Below are 21,312 nucleotides of genomic sequence, written 5' to 3'. Positions count from 1 at the left end.
CGTCTTCCACACGGCGCAACCCCACAGTCGCCGATCCCGCAGTATCAGCCGGAGCCCGGCCAGACGGGGATCGTGGTGGAAACCTCATACTTCCCGTGGACCTTCCCGTACGTGTACCTACTCGCCCTCACGGGGCCCACGATTCTGGTCAATGGGCAGGTAGTGCCCGAAACACGATGGGGCACTACGCATATTCCCGTCCCGCCCGGCCTACACCACGTGCGGGTGTATTTGCGTAAATCACGAAGGGCGATGCTGTTGGGCGTCGCCCCGATGGGGCGCGATTTCGGATTCGCAGACGCGATGATCCCGGTAGCCACCGGTCACCGCACAAGCACCCACTACCGCGGGCCCATTGTGCCGATCCTGAATGGCGCACTCGCACCACAGCAGCCGAAATCGCCGGGTAGGACGTGGTACCTCATCGTGTGGGCCATCGTCCTCGTTCCCGTCGTGCTCGCTATCGTCGCCAACTTCACGAACTGACGCCGAGTGGCACACCCCCGGGGTGGTGTGCCACTCGTGCGCCGGATCAGTGCGCGGCGGTTTCGACCAAGGCCGCCACCTCGGCGGGGTGGGAGACCAGAGAGGCGTGGGATGAGTCGATTTCACGGGTCTGCGCACCCATGCGGTCGGCCATGAATCGTTGGGACGCAGGCGGAATGATGCGATCGGCGCCGGAGACCAGATACCAGCTCGGCGTCGATGCCCAGGACGGCGCACCCGACGGTTCGAGATTCGCGACAATTGCGATCGAGCGCTGGTGGGCGAACATGTCGGCAGCGGTCGCGTCGCTGACGTCTTGGGCGAAGACCTCGTGGAAGCTACCGGGCGCGACGTATCCATCGATGTTCTTGCCCGCGACGCCCTTGGGGTCGTCGACGACCGCGACCTGCAGCACCGGCGGCAGCAATCGGCTGCCGGGGAAGCGGATCGGGTCCAGCTCGGCTTGGGCGATCTCCGACTGCACCGGAGCGAAAGCCGCGATATAGACCAGCGATTCGACCTTGGGGTCGTGCACGTTGCTGATGACGAACCCGCCGTACGAATGCCCAACGAGCACAACAGGTCCCGAGATGGTATCCAACGTCCGCTGCACGGCCGCGGCATCGTTGACCGGGCCGCGCAGCGGGTTGTCCGGTGTCACCACCCGGTAGCCATCGGCGCGCAGCAGAGCCGCGACACCGTCCCAGCTCGTCGCGTCGGCGAACGCGCCGTGCACGAGCACGATCGTCGGCTGGTGCTCGGCAGTTGCGTGCGCGGCCGCCACGACGGGCGTCAGAGCGAGAGTCAGCGCGACCAGGCAGGCGCGCACGCTACGGGTGATGGTCATCAGTCCCTACCTATCCGTTCTTGATGAAGTCGAGCAGGTCGGTATTGAGGAAGGTCGTTTCGAAGTCTCCACACAATCCGTGCGGCGCATCAGGATAGGTCGGCGGCTGACCGTTGAGCGGTAGCCGCGCCGACTTCGTGCCCCGCCGCGATCGGCACGACCTGGTCGTTTCACCGAGTGCGACCAGCACCAGAACCTGGATGCCCCGCAAATCCCCGGGCAAGGCCTGCTTGGAACAACGGCAGCGCGGGCGCGGGGGTGGCATATCTGGCGCGGCGATGGCGCGGCGGCGTGCCTGCATGTGCCGCTCGACCAGCTCGGGCTGCCGGTCGAGATGATTCGCCGGGCCGCACCGCGCGTCCAGGACAGCCCGCACTACCGGCTGGTCGCCAACCACATCGCCCAGCTGACCCGCGATGCCGATTCGCTCAGTGACGATCCCGCCGCACCGCTATCGGGCTGCGCCAGTATCGAACTCGTTCGCGGGTTGTTGTTGTGCCGGCGGCTCCGGCCGTGACGGTGGCGTTGTCCCCGCCGAGATCATACTGAGCCGGATCCGAGCGTACATGCGCCGCAACCTCACCGACCCCGACCGCAGCGCCGAACAGATCGCTCGCGCGCACAACGTCTCGGTGCGGCACCTGTACAAATCTGCGTAGCGCCGAGTACAGCCTCGAACAGTGGATCATCAGCCAGCGGCTCGATCAGGTGCCCGCCGAACTCGCTCGCGCGGACAGCAGACACCGATCAATCGCGATGGTCGCGCGCCGGTGGGGTTTCCGCGATCCGTCGCATTTCGCGCGACGCTTCCGCGCTGCCTTCGGCATGTCACCCCGCGAGTGGCGCCGGACAGCACTGGAAGAAGCCATCCGCTGACCGCTCCGCGTGGAACGGGACACTCTACTTCGACTGTGTCCCGTTCGCGGCGCGGGTGGAACTACAGCTCAGGGCCGGTGGTGACCCTGGCGAGCTTGCCGGCGAGGGCATCCAGACCGAGCATCGCCAGGAGGGACACGCAGTCCTCGGCGTTCTCGGAATGGCTGGCGACCGTCCTGGCCGCGATCGCGCTCTGTCGCGCGGTTTCTGCTTTTTCTGCGGCCCGCGCCTCCGCGAAGTCGCTTTGTTCGTGAATCAGAGTGATGTGTCGTGCCGGGGGCATAAGACTCCTTGGGTTACTTCGGAGCCTACGCGGGTTGACCGAACCGTGATAGTGCAACCATCGCAACACGCCCGCGATCGGCAACAGATAGGCAGCGTCGGGCGCTCGGCCCGCCGACGACAGCGCGGTCGTCGAGGCGCCGCAGGCAGATGACCTTGCGCCACCGGATGACGCGCCGCGAACTCCACATAGTCGCACGGCAGCGATCGGCTCGCACCGTGCCGAAACTGCGGCCACGCCAGGACGCGCCGCGACCGCTGTCCAACGCGCACGAAGGCACCGCCCGATGCCCACGGAGGCAATGGATTCCGGTGCCTGGAAACGACGCGGCGCCGCAGGCGAACAGCGGCGGCACTGCTCAGTCCAACAGCGTCCGCACCACACCGTCGGCGAGCAGGCGACCGCGATCGGTCAGCACCAGATGATCGCCCGAACGGACGGCGAGGCGGTCGGCGACAACACGTTCGGCCGCCGCGGTTTCCACCGCGTTCAGCTCGGCCAACGGCAGTCCGCTGCGCAGCCGGGCGGCCAGCATGACGCGTTCGGTGTGGCGCTCCTCGTCGGTCAGTTCCTCCCAGCCCGCGGCAGGCAGGCCGCCGAGCGCGACGCGATCGGCATACCGTGCGGGGTGCTTCACGTTCCACCATCGGACGCCGCCGACGTGGCTGTGCGCGCCGGGGCCTGCGCCCAGCCAGTCGCCACCGTCCCAATAGCCGAGGTTGTGTCTGCAACGCGCGGAATCGCCTGCCGCCCAATTGGATACCTCGTACCAGGTGAGTCCGGCCGCGCTCAGTCGCGCGTCGATGCGTTCGTAGCGGGCGGCGAGCACGTCGTCGTCGGGAGCGGGCAGTTCGCCGCGGCGGACGCGGCGGGCGAGGGCGGTGCCGTCCTCGACAATGAGCGAATACGCCGAGACGTGGTCGACGCCGGCGCTGAGTACCGCGTCGAGGCTGGCGTCGAGGTCGCCGTCGCGCTCGCCGGGGGTGCCGTAGATCAGGTCGAGGTTCACGTGGTCGAACCCGGCCGCGCGCGCTTCCCTGGCTGCGGCGACGGCCCGGCCGGGAGTGTGTGTGCGGTCCAACACCTTCAGCACGTGCTGTGCCGCCGACTGCATACCGAGCGACACTCTGGTGAATCCGGCCGCGCGGATCCGCTCGAAGAATTCGGGCGAGGTCGACTCCGGATTCGACTCGGTGGTCACCTCGGCATCGGACTCGAGGGTGAAGTTCGCCCGCACCGCATCGAGGACCGCGGCGAGCCCGTCACCGCCGAGCAGCGAGGGCGTGCCACCGCCGACGAAGATGGTGGCCACCTTCGGAGTCGCCGTCGGCAGCGCGGCAAACCGCTCGGCCGCCGTGGCGAGTTCACCGCGCAGCGCCTCCAGCCAGGACTGCGGCGATGCCGACGTACCGAGCTCCCCCGCCGTGTAGGTGTTGAAGTCGCAGTACCCGCACCGCGTCGCACAGAACGGCACGTGCACATAGATCCCGAATGCCCCGCCCCCGAAATCACGCAGCACGAGGTCAGCGGTCTCGGCATCGGTCGCGGTAGCAGCAGAACTCACCCCACCAGTGTGAACGCCGCCCACTCGGCCTTCGCCCCGGGGCAGCCCGACCGCCGGCCCGACACGCAGGACACCGCGACCATCATCGAGATCCGCCGCCTTGCGGGTGCCGGGAAGAGGACGGATCTCGATACAGGTGCGGCCGTGGACCCGGTATCGACGGCGGGCGTCAGGAATCGGCGACCACGGTGTTCTGGTTGGCGGTGAGCATCCAGCGGCCGTCTTCTTTGGACATGACGTACATGGGGCTGCCCTGGCCGGCCTGCTGGCCGTCCTCTGCGAAATAGCGCTGGACGACTTTGACGGCGGCGACGTCAGGGCGGATGAACAGCACGTGTTCGACCTCGTAGGTCGCGGTGCCCGTACCCATCGCGCCGGGCAATACCTGGGCCGTGAATTCGGCGATGGCGCTACGACCGAACAGGCGTTTGCCGCCGCCGGTGGTCAAGATGGCGTCGGCACGGAACAAGCCGACGAATTCGTCGACGAGTTCGTTCTGCTGGGAATGCTGAATGGTGGCGACCACCTGGCGGATCGCTTCGATGTCGGTGTCTACGTCGACGGCTGCTGTGCTCATGGCACCGAGCCTGCTACCTCGAGTTAACTTCAGGTCAATGGACGTGCGCCAGTTCACAGCGGATCCCTCTGACATATCACCGCCCGCATTCGCGCCGCGAACTATGACAGCCATCACAGTTGCCACCATCGGTCCAGGGAATTTCCCTCGAATCTGCGGGAAATATGGCCGCACGGTCGGAACGTCCACCCTGACGTGGCACAATAGGCGCATGCGCGGATCCGGAGTACGACTTGTGGCACGTCGCCACGTCGACTTCAAGCGCGTCTGTAGCGCCTGCTGTCTGCCCGGTTGTCCCCGGTAGTTCAGCGGCGCGCATTCCCGGGTCTCCCCGGCGATCTTCCGATTTCGATGACATCGGCCCGCTGATACCGCAGGCGTGAGTCAGCCCCTCGCGCCCTCAGCACGGATGTTCACTCACCCCGCAGGAGCGACCCCATGACGTCGAGCACCGACGCCGGTCCAACCGATCAGCCTTCGCCGGAGTCCCGGCCCGGGCATCACACCCGCCCGGACCGCCCGGCCTCCGAGCGACGCGTGCGGCCGGACCGGCCACGCGCCGAGGCCGGTGCTGCCCCGCGCGCCCGCACCGGTAAGCCCGTTCGCCGCAAGGCGGAGGGCCAGTGGGCGCTCGGCTACCGCGAGCCGCTGAACCCGAACGAGCAGTCCAAGAAAGACGACAACCCGCTCAACGTCCGCGCCAGGATCGAGAACATCTACTCGAAGCAGGGCTTCGACAGCATCGATAAGGGCGATCTGCGTGGCCGGTTCCGCTGGTGGGGTCTCTACACCCAGCGCGAGCAGGGCTACGACGGCAGCTGGACCGGCGACGAGAACATCGACATTCTCGAGGCCAAGTACTTCATGATGCGCATCCGCTGCGATGCGGGCGCGCTCAACGTCGAGCAGCTGCGCACCCTCGGCCAGATCTCCACCGAGTTCGGCCGCGACACCGCCGACCTGTCCGACCGCGAGAACGTCCAGTACCACTGGATCGAGGTGGAGAACGTCCCCGAGATCTGGAAGCGGATCGAGGCGGTCGGGCTGAAGACCACCGAGGCGTGCGGCGACTGCCCGCGTGTGGTGCTCGGTTCACCGCTGGCCGGTGAATCGCTGAACGAGATCATCGACCCGACGCCCGCGATCGACGAGATCGTGCGCCGCTACATCGGTAAACCGGAGTACTCCAACCTGCCGCGCAAGTTCAAGTCCGCGATCTCGGGCCAGCAGGACGTGGTGCACGAGATCAACGACATCGCCTTCATCGGTGTGAACCACCCCGAGCACGGACCAGGTCTCGACCTCTGGGTCGGCGGCGGTCTCTCGACCAACCCGATGCTGGCTCAGCGGGTCGGCGCGTGGGTGCCGCTCGACGAGGTGCCGGACGTGTGGGAGGCCGTTGTCTCGTTGTACCGCGACTACGGCTACCGCAGGCTGCGCACCAAGGCCAGGCTGAAGTTCCTCATCAAGGACTGGGGCATCGAGAAGTTCCGCCAGGTGCTCGAGGACGAGTACCTCGAGCGCAAGCTGATCGACGGTCCCGCGCCGGAACAGCCGACCAAGCCGATCGACCACGTCGGCGTGCAGAAGCTGCGCAACGGGCTCAACGCCGTCGGCTTCTCCCCCATCGCGGGCCGGGTGTCGGGCACGATCCTGACCAAGGTCGCCGACGCGGCGGCCAAGGTCGGCTCGGATCGGATCCGGTTCACGCCGTACCAGAAGCTGATCGTGCTCGACGTCGCCGACGACAAGGTCGATGAACTCATCGACGAGCTGGCACCGCTGGGCCTGCAGGCCCGCCCGTCGCTGTGGCGGCGCAACCTGATGGCCTGCTCCGGCATCGAGTTCTGCAAGCTCTCCTTCGCCGAGACCCGCAAGCGATCCCAGGTGCTCGTTCCCGAGCTCGAGGTGCGGCTCGCGGATCTCAATGCGCAGCTGGATGTTCCGGTGACCATCAACATCAACGGCTGCCCGAACTCGTGCGCGCGCTCACAGATCGCCGACATCGGGTTCAAGGGTCAGCTCGTCGATGACGGCAGCGGGAATCACGTCGAGGGCTTCCAGGTTCACCTGGGTGGCAGCCTCGGATTCGACAGCGCTTTCGGGCGCAAGCTGCGCCAGCACAAGGTGACCAGCGACGAACTCGGTGACTACATCGAGCGGGTGGTGCGCAATTTCATCAAGCATCGCGAGGACGGCGAACGGTTCGCGCAGTGGGCGGTTCGCGCCGACGAGGCCGACCTGAAGTGATGAGCGCGGCGAACAGCGGCGATCGGGCAGAGCTGTGCGACGGCTCGGTACGGGAGATCTGACATGACAACACAGTTGGTGGGCAAGCTGTCCGAGGACGAGTTGCGGGCGATCGCCGAGCGCGGCGCCGCGGAGCTCGACGGCGCTTCGGCCGCGGAACTGCTGCGGTGGACCGAGGACAACTTCGGCACCGGGTCGAACGGAGCGCAGGGCGATCGCACCGGCTACATCGTCGCCTCGAACATGCAGGACGGCGTGCTGGTTCACCTTGCCGCGCAGGTCCGTTCGGGAGTCGAGGTGTTGTTCCTCGACACCGGCTACCACTTCGCCGAAACCATCGGCACCCGGGACGCGGTCGAGGCCGTATACGGCGTGAACGTGATCAATGTGCGGCCCGAGCACTCGGTGACCGAACAGGATCAGCTGCTCGGCAAGGATCTGTTCGCGCGCGATGCCGCCGAGTGCTGCCGGCTGCGCAAGGTAGTGCCGCTGAAGAAGTCGCTCGCCGGCTACAACGCCTGGGTCACCGGCATCCGCCGGGTGGAAGCACCGACTCGGGCCAACGCGCCACTCATCTCGTTCGACGAGGCGTTCGGCCTGGTGAAGATCAATCCGATCGCCGCCTGGTCCGACGACGAGATGCAGGCCTACATCGAGCAACACGGCATCCTCGTCAATCCTCTGGTGGAAGAGGGATATCCGTCCATCGGCTGCGCTCCGTGCACACGGAAGCCGGAGCCGGGTTCCGATCCGCGAAGCGGCCGCTGGGCCGGCCTCGCCAAGACCGAATGCGGGTTGCATCAGTCATGACCGAAACCATCGTGGGTGAATTTGTGAACGAATCATCGAACACCGCCGAACGTGCCCTTGGCATTACCGAATTCGACACCCTCGCGGCGCTCGAATCCGAGTCGATCCATATCTTCCGTGAGGTGGCAGGCGAATTCGAGCGGCCGGTGATCCTGTTCTCCGGCGGCAAGGACTCGACGGTGCTGCTGCATCTGGCGCTGAAGGCCTTCTGGCCTGCGCCGCTGCCGTTCGCGCTGCTGCACGTGGACACCGGGCACAACCTGCCCGAGGTGCTGGAATTCCGCGACAAGATCGTCGAGAAGTATGGTCTGCGGTTGCACGTCGCGAAAGTCGAGGACTATCTCGCCGACGGACGGCTGACCGAGCGGCCCGACGGCATCCGCAACCCGTTGCAGACCGTCCCGCTGCTGGACGGCATCGCCGAGCACCGCTTCGACGCGGTATTCGGCGGCGGTCGCCGCGACGAGGAACGCTCCCGCGCCAAGGAACGAATCTTCTCGCTGCGCAACGCCTTCGGACAGTGGGATCCCAAGCGGCAGCGTCCCGAGCTGTGGAACCTATACAACGGGCGGCACGCACCCGGCGAGCACGTGCGGGTGTTCCCGCTGAGCAACTGGACAGAGCTCGATATCTGGCGCTACATCGCGCGCGAGGACATCGACCTGGCGAGCATCTACTACACCCACGAGCGCCCGGTGTACCAGCGCGACGGCATGTGGATGACGCCCGGCGTGTGGGGCGGCCCACGCGAGGGCGAGGTGCTGGAGACCCGTTCGGTGCGCTACCGCACCGTCGGAGACGGATCCAGCACCGGCGCAATTCTTTCCGAGGCGGCCGACAACGAGGCGATCCTCGCCGAGGTGGCCGCCTCCCGATTGACCGAACGCGGTGCAACGCGCGGTGACGACCGAGTGTCGGAAGCCGCGATGGAGGACCGCAAGCGAGAGGGTTACTTCTGATATGTCCGACCTATTGAGGCTGGCCACCGCCGGTTCTGTCGACGACGGCAAGTCCACTCTGGTCGGACGCCTGCTCTACGACACGAAGTCCGTGCTCGCCGATCAGATCGACGCCGTCACCCGCGCGTCGGTGGACAAAGGTCTGGCCACTCCGGATCTTTCGCTGCTCGTCGACGGGCTGCGGGCCGAACGCGAGCAGGGCATCACGATCGATGTCGCCTACCGCTACTTTGCTACGCCGCAGCGGTCTTTCGTGCTCGCGGACACCCCCGGGCATGTGCAGTACACCCGCAATACCGTGTCGGGCGCGTCCACCGCACAGCTGGTGATCCTGCTCGTGGATGCCCGCAAGGGTGTCATCGAGCAGACCCGTCGCCACGCCGCGGTGCTTGCACTGCTCGGCGTGCCCAAGCTGGTGCTCGCGGTGAACAAGATCGACCTGGTCGATGACGCCGCGACCGTGTTCGCCGAGATCTCCGCCGAGTTCAATCAGCTCACCAGCACACTCGGGTGGGCGAGCGAGGACGTGCAGGAGATCCCGGTGTCCGCGCTGAACGGCGACAATATCGCCACCCGCTCGGCGAACACCCCGTACTACGACGGACCTTCGCTGATCGAGCATCTGGAGTCGGTGCCGGTGGATGCCGACAGCTCGGGTGCGCACGCGCTCGGGTTGCGTTTCCCCGTGCAGTACGTGATCCGGCCGCGCACCGCCGAATACCCCGACTACCGCGGTTACGCCGGTCAGATCGCAGCGGGTTCGGTCGCACCCGGCGACGAAATCGTGGTGCTGCCTTCGGGTATCCGTTCCACGGTCGAGCGGGTCGACACCCCCGACGGCGAACTCGCGGTGGCACAGACCGGGCGCAGCGTCACGCTGATACTCGCCGACAATGTGGACATTTCCCGCGGCGACATCATCGCCTCGGTAGCCGACGCCCCCGAGCCGATCGATGCCTTCGATGCGACCGTGTGCTGGTTGGGCGACCGGCCGCTGCGCCCCGGCGCCCGGCTGCTGCTCAAGCACGGCACCCGCACCACCCAGGCCATCGTCGGCGCCCTGCTGGAGCGGTTCGACGAGCAGCGCCTGATCGCTGACCCGAACCCGGAGTCGCTGGAACTCAACGACATCGGCCGCATCTCCGTGCGCGTCGCCGAGCCCGTCGCGGCCGACGACTACCGCGTGAACCGGCACACCGGCAGCTTCCTGCTCATCGACCCCGCAGGCGGCAACACCCTGGCCGCAGGCCTGGTCGGCGACGTGCTGTCGGCGGTCGAGGTCGGTACCGGGGTCTGATATGCGGTCCGCGCCAGCTCTTTTCGACCCCGCGCAGGCGCGGACCGCTGCCACACCGCACACCACGTTCGGTCTCCCCGCATCGACGCACACCGCCACGGCCCTGTGCGCTTGCGAACCGATCGAGCCCACGCCACCGCAGGCCGCCGCAACGCCCTCGGCCAATTCCACACTCGCCGTGTCGACACCGACGTGGACTATTGAGACCCACCTGCAGGCGCCTTACGTCGATCTCTCCACGTCGACTCGGCCCGGTGCGAAACTCCACGCACCCGCGGCGACGTTCCCGACGGCCGCGTGGACGGCGGCACCGCGACCGGCACTGATCGCCGTTGCCCACGGCAGCCGCGACCCGCGCTCGGCCGCAACCATGTCCGATGTCGTCGCGCTGATCGCCGCAGCGCGCCCGGACGTCGATGTGCGGCTGGCTTTTCTCGATCTGAGCACCCCTTCGGTCGAGCAGGTCGTCGATGCCGTGGCGGCAGACGGCCACACCCATGCCGTGGTCGCACCCCTATTGCTCGGCAATGCCTTCCACGCCCGAATCGACCTACCCGGTCTCCTGGACACCGCCCGCACCCGCCACCCCCGCCTTCACCTCACCCAGGCCGACGTCCTCGGCCCCGACCCCCGCCTCGTCGCCGCGCTCCGCGACCGAGCTCTGGAAGCCCTCGCCTCCCACCCCACCGGCGCCCCGCACCTCGCCGATGGCCACCCGGTGAGTGGCACACGGCTGCGGCATATCGCGACAGACGCCCATGATGGCGTGCCACTCAGCACCCGCACGGAGCTACTCGCGCGGGTCGGGATTGCGGTGGCGGCGGTGGGGTCGTCGTCGGGGGCGGCCAATGGACGGACGGCACTGGTTGCGCAGCGGCTGTCCGCTGTGACCGGGTGGCGCACCGAGATCTGCTTCGCCACAACCGAACCCGGAGTCACCGAGGCGGTTTCGCGCCTCCGGTCACGCGGGGCGGACCATGTCCTGGTGGTCCCCTGGTTCCTGGCCCCAGGCCTGCTCACCGACCGACTGGCGGCCGGCGCACCGGAACTCGTCCACGCCGAGGTCATCGGCGCGCACCCCGCCCTCGCCGACATCGTGTGGAACCGCTACGACGCCGCCTTCGCATCCACACTGACCCTCTCGGCCTGAACGAGAGCTCGTCGACGCCGAGGTCAACGGCCGGAACCTCGCTCTCGCCGGCAAGTCCGGACGCGGCGCACCGGTGATGTATTCCGTTGCGCCGACCACTGATCGATGGTGCGACCTGCGCGGCCGACGATGCAGAACCCGCGTGAGCCACCTCACACGAGCCAGCCTTGCCTGATACCCCCAGGGGGTATATTTTCGATTCTGTCGAAACGAAGAACAAGATCAGAGAGGCCGAGCAATGAGCACTCAGGCGAATACCGCGCAGCACAACACCCCCCTGGACCACGAGGCCACTGCCGCCCCTTCGACGCAAGCGACTTCTGGCGCTCACACGGATCACGGAACCCACGCAGGTCATGACATCCACGCGGGTAGCGGCAACCACAACGCTCATGCAGCGCACATCGCGGGGATCAGTGGGCAACAGATCGCCCAGAACGGAATTCACGGCGACCACGCAGGCCACGGCGACCACGCAGGCCACGGCGACCACAGCGCTCATGCGGCGACGGGGCCCGGCGGGCTGCAGATCACCCAGGATGGGTACACGTTGGAGTTGGCGAGCACGATTGCGCAGGCGGGTGAGATCGACTTCCGGTTCCGGATTGTCGGGCCCGACGGGCTGCCGGTCACCGAGTACGCATCAATCCATGACAAGGAGTTGCATCTGATCGTTGCGCAGCGGGAGCTGACCGGGTTCTGGCATGTACATCCCGAGCGTGCCGCCGACGGCACCTGGTCGGTGCGGCTGAATCTGCCTGCAGCGGGGGCATATCGGGTGTTCACCGACATCGCGCCGCGAGCACTCGGGCGAACGATCACGCTGGGTGCGGATCTCGCGGTCGCGGGTGACTACGCGCCGCAGCCCACACCGGAGGTGGCTCGCACCTACGTGGTGGACGGATACGAGGTTGCACTGGATGGAGAGCTGGTTCCCGGTGCCGGCCGCCTGATCACGCTCACCGTGCGCAAGGACGGCGAGCCGGTCACCGACCTGCAGCCCTATCTCGCCGCATTCGGGCACCTCGTGGTGCTGCGCGCGGGTGACCTCGCCTACGTCCACGTCCACCCGAACGGCGAACCCGGCGACGGAGTCACCGCGCCCGGCCCCGAAATCACCTTCCACACAGTGGTTCCCGGCCCCGGCACCTACCGCCTCTTCCTCGATTTCAAGCACGGCGACACCGTCCGCACCGCCGCATTCACCCTGGCCACCACTGCCACCCACGAACACTGAACCACTGCGGGTGCAGGGCTCCAAACGAGATCCGAACAGCTCACCACTACTGAAATATCCGCGAGCGGGCGCCCATTATCGGGCGCCCGCTTCGGTTTTCGCCGATCGAGGTCGGCCGATCAGGGCGCCGGCTCACCCATGAGGTTGTCGACGATGGCACGAGCGGTGGCGACACCCCAGTCCTCGCCCATCTGCTGGGCGGTGTTGGCGGCGCTGAGCACGGCCTCGATTTCGAAGGCGATGACATCCGCGTTGCGCTCGCCGAGATGACCTTGCTCCTGGGCCCGGCGAATCTCTTTGGCCAGGAACGCGAGCCAGTCCCTACGGTCCTCGGCGATGACGTCACGGACCGGGCCAGGCTTACTGTCGAATTCGGCGATGGTGGCGACGCGGAAACATCCGCCGGGGAAGGTCGGGTCGGTGATGTGTCCGAACCACAGCTCGATCAGGACCCGGAGGCGGGCGTAGCCCTGCGGCTGGGACATGCTCGGCGCGATGACCCGTTCGACGAAGGCTTCGCGGGCCGACTTCACCGCGGCTACCTGCAGCGCCTCTTTGGTGCCGAACAAGGTCGCAATGCCGCTCTTACTCAGTCCGAGATCGGCGGCGAGCCTGCCGATGCTGACCCCGGTCAACCCTTCGACGGAGGCCACTTCCGCGGCGTGCCTGGCGATAGCCGCCCTGGCCCGTGCGCCCTTGGCCAGGCGCCGGTCGGTGCCGGGCAGCAGCTCTGGAGGGGTTATCGACTCAGCCATGACTGCCATTGTTCCACCTAGGGGTTGCAAATACGAACGTACGGTCGTACGTTAATTGCACGAACGATCGTACGCTTTGTTCGTCCTCCTCGCTAAAGGATCTCCCCCATGACCGAAGTGACCGCGCGGATCGACAACCCGCTGACCACGAACACCGCAGCACGCACCCTCCTGATCGCATCCGGCGCCGCGTTCATCGCCTTCCTCGACCTTTCCGTCGTCAACATCGCCTTCCCCTCGATCGCTCGTGACTTCCCCAGCACCCCGGCCACCACGCTGACCTGGATCGTCAGCGGCTATGCAGTCGCGTTCGCCGCGCTGCTCACCCCGGCGGGCCGGTTCGCGGACACCCTCGGCAGGCGCAAGCTCTTCTTGATCGCCATGGCCGGTTTCGCGCTGACCTCCCTACTGTGCGGACTCGCGCCGAGCGCGCCGTGGCTGATCGCCGGCCGCCTACTCCAGGGGGCGACAGCGGCACTCATGGTGCCGTCCGCGCTCGGGCTCGTACTGAGCGTCACTCCCCGCGAGAAGATCGGCGCGGCGATCGGAGCCTGGTCTGCCGCAGGCGGATTCGCCGCCGTAGTCGGTCCCGCGATCGGCGGTGCGTTGGTCGAGACGTTCGGCTGGCGCTCGGTATTCATGATCAATATCCCGATCGCGATCGCGCTCATCGTGCCCGGTCTGCGCATTCCGGTGCCCGACACTCGGCAGCCAGGCGGCGCCATGCCCGACCCGCTCGGCACGATCGCCATCGCGCTCGGACTCGGCGGCCTTGTCGTCGGAGTCACCGAGGGACAAGAGTGGGGTTGGAACGCACCGGTCACGCTGATCGCGCTGATCGGCGGAGCCCTGCTGTTCCTCGCCGCACTGCTCCGCTCGACCCGCCACCACAATCCCGCCATCACCGTCCGGTTGTGGCGCAGCAGGCCGTACGCGCTCGCTACGGCTTCGACCTTCGTGTTCGGCGGGAGCATGTTCGCCTGGCTCTTGGCGGGACCGCTTTTCCTGGATGCGATTTGGCAGTACTCGGTGCTGGAATCGGCCGGTGCGCTGACCGTCGGCGCGGTGTCCTCGATGGTGACCGCCACCATTGCCGGTCGTATCACCTCCCCCACCACGCGGCGCTGGGTCGGCGTGCTCGGCGCGCTGATGTACACCGCCACCACGGCGTGGATGAGTACTGATGCATTCGGTTCGACACCGGCGCTGTGGTCGGCCTGGATCCCCGCAGGTCTGCTCGGCGGCGGCGGCGTCGGGATCGTCGTCACGGTGCTCGGCACCGCTGCGGCGAGTTCTCTTCCGCCGCAGGAGTTTGCCGCGGGTATCGGGATGAACCTGACCGCGCGGCAGGTCGGCGGTGCGCTGGGCATCGCGGTGCTGGCCGCAGTGTTCGCGGCGCATCCCGGCGATCCGCTCGGCGGATTCCATACCGTGTTCGCCGTCTCCGCGGCCATCGGCGTTGCGGCTGCGCTGCTCATCGCGATCCCGAGTCGCACGCCCGCAACCGCACCCACGGCACAGTAGGAGCAAGCATGCCGCACCACAGCATTCGGCCCGCCGACGTCGCCGAACCCTCAGCTCGAGAATTGGGAGTCACCGTGACCGACAACATTGTTCGTACTGAAGCCGACGACCCTATGCTGCTGCCCGCCGACGAAGCGCGGCGCCTACTGGTCGGCGCACCGTGGCAGCGTTACGCGGTGCTCGGCGACTCCATCGCCCAGGGCGTCGGCGATCCGAGCCCCGGCTATACGAGCACCGCGTGGGCCGACCGTGTCGCGGGAACGCTTTCGTCGGTGAATCCCGGTCTGGCGTATCTGAATACCGGCCGGATCGGCGCCACCACCGCGCAGGTGCTTGTCGAGCAGCTGCAGCCGGTTCTCGATTTCGAACCCGACCTGGTGCACCTCAGTTGCGGCGGCAATGATTTGTTCCTGCCCGGCGGCAGTGTCGAGGAGTTGCGCACGAATCTCGATGCGCTCTTCGGCGCGCTGGCCCGCAGCGGCGCTCAGGTATGCACGTTCACGCTGGCCGATGTGTGGGAAGTGGAGCGAATGCTGCCGATGCGTCCGATGCGGGATCGGATGGCAGCGCTCAATGATGTTGTGCGTGAAATGGCCGCGCGCTACGACGCGATCCTGGTGGAATTCTGGGATCACCCACTGCGGTTGCGCCCCGACGTAATGAGCGCCGACCTCATCCACTTCACGATGAGCGGACATGCCGTGGTGGCAGCCGAGATGGTGCGCGCACTCCACAGCCGCTTCTCCACGCGCGCCGAAGAGCACGCACACTAATTACCCGCATGGCCGTACCTATTCGAAGAATGCGCCCCGCAACGACACTGGGCCGTGCCAGGACATTTCTGTCCGGGCACGGCCCAGCGTTCGCTAATTCGCCCCCGGAATCAGGGCAGCACCTGCGGCACCATCTCCGGAGCGAGCGCACCGACCAGCAGACCGATGACCGTGCCCCACAGCGCACCGTTCAGTGCACCGCTGATCGCACACGGGATCGCGCCGACGATGAAGGCGGGCAGGCACGCGACACCCGCGAGGACGCCCGAGCCTGCGGCGCCCGCGAGAGCACCGCCCGCCGCACCGTTGGCCAGCGGATCGTGGTTTGTCGCTTCCGGATTGGTCGCGACCTCTTCCAACGGGATCCCGGCGGCCACCGGCGCAACGACCGGCTCGGCGACCAACTGCACAACCGGTGCAGGCGCCGGAGCCAGCTGCCCCGGATCGGCCGATGCCACACCGGCGACGGTGACCGCAACCGCCAACGGCATCGCCGCGGCAACCAGCTTGTTCACAAAGGTCCGACGGACCATGTCTTTCTCATTTCTCCCCGACCCCGATATCGAATCGAACGTCTCCGAATTGCCGTTCGGCTCAGGATGATCCGAACAGCTCAACGTAACGGACGACTGTTCAGATTTCAAACCGTTCTGCCGCACCCCTTTTCAGGTTTGGGAACCCCGCTGCCGAGATCACGGCGACACTCCGCCGAATCAGATCGGGCACGACCGCGCCGATCGAGAATCCCTGGGCCACGCCAATTCATTGCCGATGATTCGAAGACGAAATCTTGATGATTCGATGTGCAGGACTCATTCTGCGAATCCGATTCAGGTCCGATATCTGTCGACGAGTTCGGTGCCGAGCACCGCAAGCTGGTCACGCACCGACTGGGGACCGAGCACTTCTATTTCGGCCCCCCAGCCCGCCAACTGCTGGGCGATCATGCGCGGTGTCGGCGCGGTGACACGGACTTGGATGCGGCCGTCCTCGACCGGGCCGTCCACCACACAGTGCCTACCCTGCTGATTGCGCAAGACGGGCACTAGGTGCTCCGCGATCAAGGCTGTTGCGGAGGTGGCCGCCCGACGTTGCTCCATCTCACCGACCACTTCGCCCCATGCCTCGGACAGATCGAAATCGGCGGGGCGAGGGGCTGTTTCGTCGGTGACGAGCGCGTCGAGGATGCGGTCGACACGGAAGGTGCGCTTACCGCGATCGGTGCCCGCGATGAGGTACCAGGTGCCGTCTTTGTCGACCAGACCCCACGGATCGACCAGCCGCTGCGTTTTCTCACCCTTGCGGTCGTAGTCCAGGCGCACCTTGCGGCGTTCGACGACGGCCCGCTGCAACCGGGTGACCATTTCCGGGCGCGTCGGATCATGGGCGCCCCAGCGCGCGGGATCGAGGACCACGGCGTCGGCCGCGGCCTGCGCATCGTTGCGAAAGGTCTGCGGCAGGGCGCGCACCAGCTTCCGTAGCGCGGACTTCAGTTCGGGTACCGCGTTCGCCGACGGGCCTGCCAGGAGGAACAGTGCGCGCGCTTCCGATTCGTTCAGGCCGCTGAGATCGGTGCGTGCGCCGCCGATCAAGGACCAACCGCCGCCGCGCCCCATCTGTGGGTACACCGGAACCCCCGCCGCCGACAGCGCTTCGAGGTCGCGACGCGCGGTGGCGACCGAGACCTCGAGTTCCTCGGCGATCTCCGCCGCTGTCACCCGTCCACGCGCCTGCATCAACAGCAGGGTCGCCACCAATCTGTCCGCTCGCATGTTTTTCATTCTGCCCGTAAAAGTGCTCATTCCGTGAGCACTTTGGGTTGGATGATGGTTTTTACCAGAAGACGACCACCGACGAAGGAGACCGAAATGCTGCGTGGAATGGCGACCGTGACGTACTGGGCCGAGGACTTCGAGGGCGCGAAGGACTGGTACACCGAACTGCTCGGCGTCGAGCCCTACTTCCACGTGCCCGGCGCGTACTACGAGTTCCGCATCGGCGACTACCAACACGAACTAGGCATCCTCAACCGGCAGTTCGCTCCCGAGGGCGCACCCACCGAGCCGGGTGGCCAGGTCTTGTACTGGGCCGTCGACGACCTGCAGGCCGCCCTGGATCGGCTGATGGAACTGGGTGCGAAGGAGTACCAGCCGGTGCGGACACTCACCCAGGGATTCGCTGTCGCCTCCGTGGTCGACCCGTTCGGCAACGTGCTCGGCGTGATGAGCAACCCGCACTACATGGAGGTGCTGGCCGAGACCGCACCCGCGTAGCCGACTCGGGCAGTAGTCATCGGCGGTAGTGGAATGGCGGTTGCGTCAGTCTCTTCGAGCCGCCATTTCACTACCCTCGATGCCGAAAACGACGTGTCCGACAAGGCCGGTTCGTCAAGCGCCGAACCAGCGCTCGAGCACCTTTGCGACGCCGTCGTCCATGACGTCGTCGGCGATTTCATCGGCGAGTACTCGAATTTCGTCGGGTGCGTTTGCCATCGCCACGGAATGTCCGGCCCAGCGCAGCATTTCGCGGTCGTTGTAGCCGTCTCCGATCGCCAGGGTTGCGGCGCGTGGGATGCCGAGGGATGTGCGCAGGCGTTCCAGGGCCCAGCCCTTCGAGACACCCTGGCGCGAGACCGTCAGCCACGGACCGAATTCACCGTGTACCCAGCTCGCGCCGGGCACCTGCAGCGAACTCAGCAATCGCAGCATTTCCTCCAGCGAGCCGTCGGGCCACCAGCCGTTCAGTCGCGGCGTCGGCTCCTTGCTCAATTCACCGTCGTCGACCAGCAGGTATTCACCGATAGAGAACTCCCCTGGGCTCATACCGGTCGCCCAGGTGCCGATGCCGACCTTCTCCACCGCGAAGATCATGTCCGGGAACAGCGCACGCAAAGCGGTGACGGCGGGCGCCGGATCGAACGCCTGCACGGTGACCGGCTCGCCCCTCGCCACATCTATGTGGACGGCGCCGTTGGAACACAGCGCATGCCCTTCTATCAGTCCGATCTGCTCCAACACTGGACGCGTTGTCAGCAATGTCCGCCCGGTCGTCACGACCACATGCGCACCCGCCACGACCGCTGCCCGCACGGCATCGGTCACCCGTTCGGAGACCGGCGATCCCGTCTGCAGCAGCGTCCCGTCCACATCCAGCGCAATCAGCTGGGGCCCCCCGACTACAACCACCCACCCATTGTGCATCGGCGCGCCGCCGGGCGTCATCCGATCAATTGTCACCGGACTTCCACGCGCACTCGGTCATTCAGACCTACCGACTCGGCACGGTCGCGGCCATCCACTCGCTTGCGAGCGAATAGGCCACACGACTTGATTCGATGTGGCTGCCGATCGCACGAGAGGCCGTTCCCTATGACGTCCCCGGGCCGACACCGTGAACACCGCGGGACCGACCAGCGCGAAGGCGGCGATGACGACCAACGCTCGAGCGACTCCCCGCACCCGTCCGATGCACACCGACGAACAGCGCGTAAACGGCCGGATACACCTGGCAGAGTTCGGGTGGCGTGGGTCCGCCGCATCCTGGTTACGCTCACCGCCGCCCTGGTCGTCGGCCGACATTCTTGGTTGCCGGCAGGACGATGGCCAGGTAGGAGCTGGACCGGCGGACGGCATGGCCGACAAGCGCAAGGCAATGGCGCGCGACCAACTCGCGAACGGCCATTGGGCAGTCGGTTACGTACGCGCCGGTGCAGCTCTCGAAGTCCTCGACTCGACTTCAGCGGCCGCGCGCACCACCACCGAAACCACCCGCACCGCCCAAGCCACCCGCACCGCCCAAGCCACCCGCACCGCCCAAGCCACCCGCACCGCCCAAGCCACCCGCACCGCCCAAGCCACCCGAGTGGCCCGAGAAACCACCACCCGATGAAGCTCCACCTGAACTCGCGCCACCCGACGAAGCTCCACCAGAGAAAGTCCCACCCGAAGACGCACCTGACGAAAAGGCTCCACCCGAATCCGCGCCGCCTGTGTAAGCACCGCCGGTCGAGACCCCACCCGAGGACGCACCACCCGAAGTGGCTCCGCCAGACGATGTTCCGCCAGTCGAGGCAGCACCGGGCGCAGCTCCCCCAGAGCTTGGACCACCCGAAGATGTCCCACCGGATGCACCCGACGACGAACCGTGCGCACCTCCGGAGGACGTGCTACCGGACGAAGCTCCTCCGGAGGAAGCACCACCCGAGGTGTCGCCGCCGGACGATGCGCCACCCGAGGCCGTGTCGGAGGCCCCGCCGTCGGAAGTCGCACCACCTGGCGTTGTTCCTGACGTGGAACCGGAGGTGCCCCCAGAGGCTGGAGTGTCGGTCGCACCACCGGACGTGGGGTTACCAGTCGAACCACCGGACGTCGGACTACCAGTCCCACCACCAGACGACGGGTAACCAGCCCCACCACCAGAAGGAGTTCCCGTGCCGGGAGTCGTTGGGGTGGCGGGGGCCGGATTGGACGGGGCGGGAGCAGGAGTCGTGCCTGGGAAGCTGGGCGGGAAACTGATCCTGGGAATGACGGGGACACCCGGCGGCAGGTTGAGGTTGGGTGCGGGAATGAAAGGCAGCGGGTTGATGAATTGAGCCGGGTTGGCGTAGGTGCCGAGGCCGGATTGCGGTGTGTCGCAACAGGATCGTTGGTTCTCGTGGGGGCGGGGGCCGGATTCGGCCAGCGTAGGGCCGAATCGGGTCGACCGGGCGACAGGTGCGATCGCCAGACCGGAGGGGATATAGGTGACCGGCCGCGATCCCGCGCCCCCGGTTCGCCAGAGCTTGTCGAGCGATCCGTCGCCGTTGGGTTCGTACAGCAGCGCGTCCGCGGGAACGTTGATGCCCGGTAAGAGCTCGAGCGCCGGGGATAGGCCGGTGTCGACGGGTCCGCCGAACACGGTGACGGCCGAGACGGCGATCGCGGATGCGACTGCGGCGCTGGAGAACACCGTGGGGTGCGGCACAAAATGATTGCCGGTGACGGCGGGGACGAAGGTGCGCGCGGCGTAGTAGGCGGCGCCGGCGGCGACGGTCTGACCAGGATCGGCCGACATCACCACGGGGCGACCGAGTTCGGCGAGCGTCCGCGCGACCTCTGCAGGCCGGCCCGCACCGCCGATGAGCAGGATGCGTCCGATATCGGAGAGGGTGAGGCCGGTCGACTGCACACACGCCCGCACCACATCGAAGGAATCGCGGATGTGCTCGGTGCGCAACCCGTCGACGTCGACGATCGACGTCATCGATAACGGCGCGGTGCGACCGGGCTGGGTGTATCGCGCGATCATCGACCCGAGCGGGCGGCCGCCGAAGTCATAGGAGCGCAGCGGCTTTCCCACCATCGGATGGTCTTCCCAGTCGGGCCCGACCCGGACGACGGTGACATCCAGACAGGTGCCGCCGAGGTCGTACACCAGCATGAACCCTGGCTCCAGCGGACCCTGCTCCTGCTCGAGCCACTCCGCTGCGGCCACCGGTTCGGGCACCAGCAGCACGTCTCGCGCTCCGGCGAGATCCATGGCCTGACGCAGCAGCGCGACCTGTTTGTCGGTATACGCTGCCGGATAGGTCGATACGGCGCCCGCGATCGGCTCGACCGCCTCGATCAAGCCGTTCACCACGGCGGCAACCAGATTGGCGGGGGACCAGATCCGCCCGCCGACGATCACCGGCTCCGGATCGCGCGCCAGATCAGCGAAATCACTGACCGCCATGCTGAATTGGGGTATCCCCCCGATTCTGATGCCGCCCGCGCTGTCGAACGTCACCGCCGAACGTCGAGTGCGCACCGATGGCCGGGAGCGTTCCTCGCTCACCGAAGCCGATACGGAGTTCACTGAACCGATGCTGAAGCCCACGCCAGTAGTCATTCGCTATCCCGTCAACGCACCGTGACCACGTCCATCACACAGGAGATCCATGTGGC

24 protein-coding genes are annotated in these 21,312 nt (G+C 66.9%); 14 read left to right on the top strand and 10 right to left on the bottom strand.

The window, feature by feature from the left end:
* Window positions 1–72 precede the first annotated feature (72 nt).
* Window positions 73–486, top strand: coding sequence for a hypothetical protein (locus ACLMAL_RS15290; RefSeq protein ID WP_411999656.1), 414 nt, complete (start codon window positions 73–75; stop codon window positions 484–486).
* Window positions 487–532: 46 nt separating this feature from the next.
* Here ACLMAL_RS15290 and ACLMAL_RS15285 read toward each other — a convergent pair whose 3' ends face one another.
* Together ACLMAL_RS15285 and ACLMAL_RS15280 are read right to left on the bottom strand one after the other, a co-directional pair.
* Window positions 533–1,333 (bottom strand): alpha/beta fold hydrolase, encoded by an 801-nt coding sequence (locus tag ACLMAL_RS15285; protein ID WP_411999655.1) that lies wholly within the window; start codon window positions 1,331–1,333, stop codon window positions 533–535.
* A 10-nt stretch (window positions 1,334–1,343) separates the two neighbouring features.
* Window positions 1,344–1,556 (bottom strand): hypothetical protein, encoded by a 213-nt coding sequence (locus ACLMAL_RS15280; protein ID WP_411999654.1) that lies wholly within the window; start codon window positions 1,554–1,556, stop codon window positions 1,344–1,346.
* A gap of 78 nt (window positions 1,557–1,634) precedes the next feature.
* Between ACLMAL_RS15280 and ACLMAL_RS15275 the strand changes: the two genes are divergently transcribed.
* Both ACLMAL_RS15275 and ACLMAL_RS15270 read left to right on the top strand, forming a co-directional pair.
* Window positions 1,635–1,850 carry a hypothetical protein gene (locus ACLMAL_RS15275; protein ID WP_411999653.1) on the top strand — a complete coding sequence of 72 codons (216 nt, stop codon included), beginning with the start codon at window positions 1,635–1,637 and terminating at the stop codon, window positions 1,848–1,850.
* 134 nt (window positions 1,851–1,984) lie between these two features.
* Window positions 1,985–2,209, top strand: a complete 225-nt coding sequence (locus tag ACLMAL_RS15270) for a helix-turn-helix domain-containing protein (RefSeq protein ID WP_411999717.1) — start codon at window positions 1,985–1,987, stop codon at window positions 2,207–2,209.
* A gap of 61 nt (window positions 2,210–2,270) precedes the next feature.
* Here ACLMAL_RS15270 and ACLMAL_RS15265 read toward each other — a convergent pair whose 3' ends face one another.
* From ACLMAL_RS15265 to ACLMAL_RS15255, 3 genes are all read right to left on the bottom strand, one after another.
* Window positions 2,271–2,492 carry a hypothetical protein gene (locus ACLMAL_RS15265; RefSeq protein ID WP_328410647.1) on the bottom strand — a complete coding sequence of 74 codons (222 nt, stop codon included), beginning with the start codon at window positions 2,490–2,492 and terminating at the stop codon, window positions 2,271–2,273.
* A gap of 358 nt (window positions 2,493–2,850) precedes the next feature.
* The gene (hemW, locus tag ACLMAL_RS15260; RefSeq protein WP_328412826.1) at window positions 2,851–4,011 is read right to left on the bottom strand and encodes a radical SAM family heme chaperone HemW; all 1,161 of its coding nucleotides are present in this window, start codon (window positions 4,009–4,011) and stop codon (window positions 2,851–2,853) included.
* Between the two features lie 214 nt (window positions 4,012–4,225).
* Window positions 4,226–4,633: an SgcJ/EcaC family oxidoreductase gene (locus tag ACLMAL_RS15255; protein ID WP_411999652.1), complete on the bottom strand. Its 408-nt coding sequence runs from the start codon at window positions 4,631–4,633 to the stop codon at window positions 4,226–4,228.
* Between ACLMAL_RS15255 and ACLMAL_RS15250 the strand changes: the two genes are divergently transcribed.
* The 7 genes from ACLMAL_RS15250 to ACLMAL_RS15220 all read left to right on the top strand — a co-directional run bounded on the left by ACLMAL_RS15250 (window position 4,569) and on the right by ACLMAL_RS15220 (window position 12,336).
* Entirely contained in the window at window positions 4,569–4,937 is a 369-nt protein-coding gene (locus ACLMAL_RS15250) for an Ms4527A family Cys-rich leader peptide (RefSeq protein ID WP_411999651.1), read from the top strand. The two genes, ACLMAL_RS15255 and ACLMAL_RS15250, sit on opposite strands and share 65 nt — an antisense overlap.
* A 134-nt stretch (window positions 4,938–5,071) precedes the next feature.
* Window positions 5,072–6,883 (top strand): nitrite/sulfite reductase, encoded by a 1,812-nt coding sequence (locus ACLMAL_RS15245; protein WP_411999650.1) that lies wholly within the window; start codon window positions 5,072–5,074, stop codon window positions 6,881–6,883.
* A gap of 63 nt (window positions 6,884–6,946) precedes the next feature.
* Window positions 6,947–7,693: a phosphoadenylyl-sulfate reductase gene (locus tag ACLMAL_RS15240; RefSeq protein ID WP_411999649.1), complete on the top strand. Its 747-nt coding sequence runs from the start codon at window positions 6,947–6,949 to the stop codon at window positions 7,691–7,693.
* A complete protein-coding gene (cysD, locus tag ACLMAL_RS15235; protein WP_406237235.1) occupies window positions 7,672–8,652 on the top strand; it encodes a sulfate adenylyltransferase subunit CysD in 981 nt (326 codons plus the stop codon). The genes ACLMAL_RS15240 and cysD overlap by 22 nt, the downstream gene beginning before the upstream one ends.
* Window position 8,653: 1 nt before the next feature.
* Window positions 8,654–9,949: a sulfate adenylyltransferase subunit 1 gene (locus ACLMAL_RS15230; RefSeq protein WP_328410636.1), complete on the top strand. Its 1,296-nt coding sequence runs from the start codon at window positions 8,654–8,656 to the stop codon at window positions 9,947–9,949.
* 322 nt (window positions 9,950–10,271) lie between these two features.
* Window positions 10,272–11,099 (top strand): sirohydrochlorin chelatase, encoded by an 828-nt coding sequence (locus tag ACLMAL_RS15225; RefSeq protein ID WP_411999716.1) that lies wholly within the window; start codon window positions 10,272–10,274, stop codon window positions 11,097–11,099.
* 238 nt (window positions 11,100–11,337) lie between these two features.
* Complete coding sequence (locus tag ACLMAL_RS15220) at window positions 11,338–12,336, top strand: hypothetical protein (protein ID WP_411999648.1); 999 nt, start codon at window positions 11,338–11,340, stop codon at window positions 12,334–12,336.
* 119 nt (window positions 12,337–12,455) lie between these two features.
* Here the strand turns inward: ACLMAL_RS15220 and ACLMAL_RS15215 are convergent, their stop codons facing one another.
* Window positions 12,456–13,091 carry a TetR/AcrR family transcriptional regulator gene (locus tag ACLMAL_RS15215; RefSeq protein WP_411999647.1) on the bottom strand — a complete coding sequence of 212 codons (636 nt, stop codon included), beginning with the start codon at window positions 13,089–13,091 and terminating at the stop codon, window positions 12,456–12,458.
* 108 nt (window positions 13,092–13,199) lie between these two features.
* On the opposite strand from ACLMAL_RS15215, the gene ACLMAL_RS15210 reads away from it, so the two are divergent.
* Window positions 13,200–14,615, top strand: coding sequence for an MFS transporter (locus ACLMAL_RS15210; RefSeq protein ID WP_411999646.1), 1,416 nt, complete (start codon window positions 13,200–13,202; stop codon window positions 14,613–14,615).
* An 8-nt stretch (window positions 14,616–14,623) separates the two neighbouring features.
* Window positions 14,624–15,388: an SGNH/GDSL hydrolase family protein gene (locus ACLMAL_RS15205; RefSeq protein ID WP_411999645.1), complete on the top strand. Its 765-nt coding sequence runs from the start codon at window positions 14,624–14,626 to the stop codon at window positions 15,386–15,388.
* Between the two features lie 110 nt (window positions 15,389–15,498).
* Here the strand turns inward: ACLMAL_RS15205 and ACLMAL_RS15200 are convergent, their stop codons facing one another.
* Both ACLMAL_RS15200 and ACLMAL_RS15195 read right to left on the bottom strand, forming a co-directional pair.
* Entirely contained in the window at window positions 15,499–15,921 is a 423-nt protein-coding gene (locus ACLMAL_RS15200) for a hypothetical protein (RefSeq protein ID WP_411999644.1), read from the bottom strand.
* A gap of 297 nt (window positions 15,922–16,218) precedes the next feature.
* Window positions 16,219–17,160 carry a helix-turn-helix transcriptional regulator gene (locus tag ACLMAL_RS15195; RefSeq protein ID WP_411999643.1) on the bottom strand — a complete coding sequence of 314 codons (942 nt, stop codon included), beginning with the start codon at window positions 17,158–17,160 and terminating at the stop codon, window positions 16,219–16,221.
* 96 nt (window positions 17,161–17,256) lie between these two features.
* Between ACLMAL_RS15195 and ACLMAL_RS15190 the strand changes: the two genes are divergently transcribed.
* Window positions 17,257–17,661 (top strand): VOC family protein, encoded by a 405-nt coding sequence (locus ACLMAL_RS15190; protein ID WP_328410622.1) that lies wholly within the window; start codon window positions 17,257–17,259, stop codon window positions 17,659–17,661.
* A 114-nt stretch (window positions 17,662–17,775) separates the two neighbouring features.
* Here the strand turns inward: ACLMAL_RS15190 and ACLMAL_RS15185 are convergent, their stop codons facing one another.
* Together ACLMAL_RS15185 and ACLMAL_RS15180 are read right to left on the bottom strand one after the other, a co-directional pair.
* Window positions 17,776–18,624 carry an HAD family hydrolase gene (locus tag ACLMAL_RS15185; RefSeq protein WP_411999642.1) on the bottom strand — a complete coding sequence of 283 codons (849 nt, stop codon included), beginning with the start codon at window positions 18,622–18,624 and terminating at the stop codon, window positions 17,776–17,778.
* 499 nt (window positions 18,625–19,123) lie between these two features.
* On the bottom strand, window positions 19,124–21,100 hold the full coding sequence (locus ACLMAL_RS15180; protein ID WP_411999641.1) for an Hsp70 family protein: 1,977 nt from the start codon (window positions 21,098–21,100) through the stop codon (window positions 19,124–19,126).
* On the opposite strand from ACLMAL_RS15180, the gene ACLMAL_RS15175 reads away from it, so the two are divergent.
* Window positions 21,099–21,281: a hypothetical protein gene (locus ACLMAL_RS15175; RefSeq protein WP_411999640.1), complete on the top strand. Its 183-nt coding sequence runs from the start codon at window positions 21,099–21,101 to the stop codon at window positions 21,279–21,281. The two genes, ACLMAL_RS15180 and ACLMAL_RS15175, sit on opposite strands and share 2 nt — an antisense overlap.
* Window positions 21,282–21,312: the final 31 nt, after the last annotated feature.

It is taken from the genome of Nocardia sp. CWNU-33, from assembly GCF_046764895.1.
Lineage (GTDB): Bacteria > Actinomycetota > Actinomycetes > Mycobacteriales > Mycobacteriaceae > Nocardia.
This window is presented reverse-complemented; position numbering and strand designations above follow the sequence as displayed.

Coding starts and splice junctions, on each gene's coding strand:
- ACLMAL_RS15255 (WP_411999652.1), bottom strand. CDS start 4,633: ATGAGCACAGCAGCCGTCGACGTAGACACCGACATCGAAGCGATCCGC.
- cysD (WP_406237235.1), top strand. CDS start 7,672: ATGCGGGTTGCATCAGTCATGACCGAAACCATCGTGGGTGAATTTGTG.
- ACLMAL_RS15190 (WP_328410622.1), top strand. CDS start 17,257: ATGCTGCGTGGAATGGCGACCGTGACGTACTGGGCCGAGGACTTCGAG.
- ACLMAL_RS15195 (WP_411999643.1), bottom strand. CDS start 17,160: ATGCGAGCGGACAGATTGGTGGCGACCCTGCTGTTGATGCAGGCGCGT.
- ACLMAL_RS15265 (WP_328410647.1), bottom strand. CDS start 2,492: ATGCCCCCGGCACGACACATCACTCTGATTCACGAACAAAGCGACTTC.
- ACLMAL_RS15240 (WP_411999649.1), top strand. CDS start 6,947: ATGACAACACAGTTGGTGGGCAAGCTGTCCGAGGACGAGTTGCGGGCG.
- ACLMAL_RS15200 (WP_411999644.1), bottom strand. CDS start 15,921: ATGGTCCGTCGGACCTTTGTGAACAAGCTGGTTGCCGCGGCGATGCCG.
- ACLMAL_RS15210 (WP_411999646.1), top strand. CDS start 13,200: ATGACCGAAGTGACCGCGCGGATCGACAACCCGCTGACCACGAACACC.
- ACLMAL_RS15245 (WP_411999650.1), top strand. CDS start 5,072: ATGACGTCGAGCACCGACGCCGGTCCAACCGATCAGCCTTCGCCGGAG.
- ACLMAL_RS15230 (WP_328410636.1), top strand. CDS start 8,654: ATGTCCGACCTATTGAGGCTGGCCACCGCCGGTTCTGTCGACGACGGC.
- ACLMAL_RS15215 (WP_411999647.1), bottom strand. CDS start 13,091: ATGGCTGAGTCGATAACCCCTCCAGAGCTGCTGCCCGGCACCGACCGG.
- ACLMAL_RS15175 (WP_411999640.1), top strand. CDS start 21,099: ATGCTGAATTGGGGTATCCCCCCGATTCTGATGCCGCCCGCGCTGTCG.
- ACLMAL_RS15250 (WP_411999651.1), top strand. CDS start 4,569: ATGGTGGCGACCACCTGGCGGATCGCTTCGATGTCGGTGTCTACGTCG.
- ACLMAL_RS15205 (WP_411999645.1), top strand. CDS start 14,624: ATGCCGCACCACAGCATTCGGCCCGCCGACGTCGCCGAACCCTCAGCT.
- ACLMAL_RS15220 (WP_411999648.1), top strand. CDS start 11,338: ATGAGCACTCAGGCGAATACCGCGCAGCACAACACCCCCCTGGACCAC.
- ACLMAL_RS15180 (WP_411999641.1), bottom strand. CDS start 21,100: ATGGCGGTCAGTGATTTCGCTGATCTGGCGCGCGATCCGGAGCCGGTG.
- ACLMAL_RS15285 (WP_411999655.1), bottom strand. CDS start 1,333: ATGACCATCACCCGTAGCGTGCGCGCCTGCCTGGTCGCGCTGACTCTC.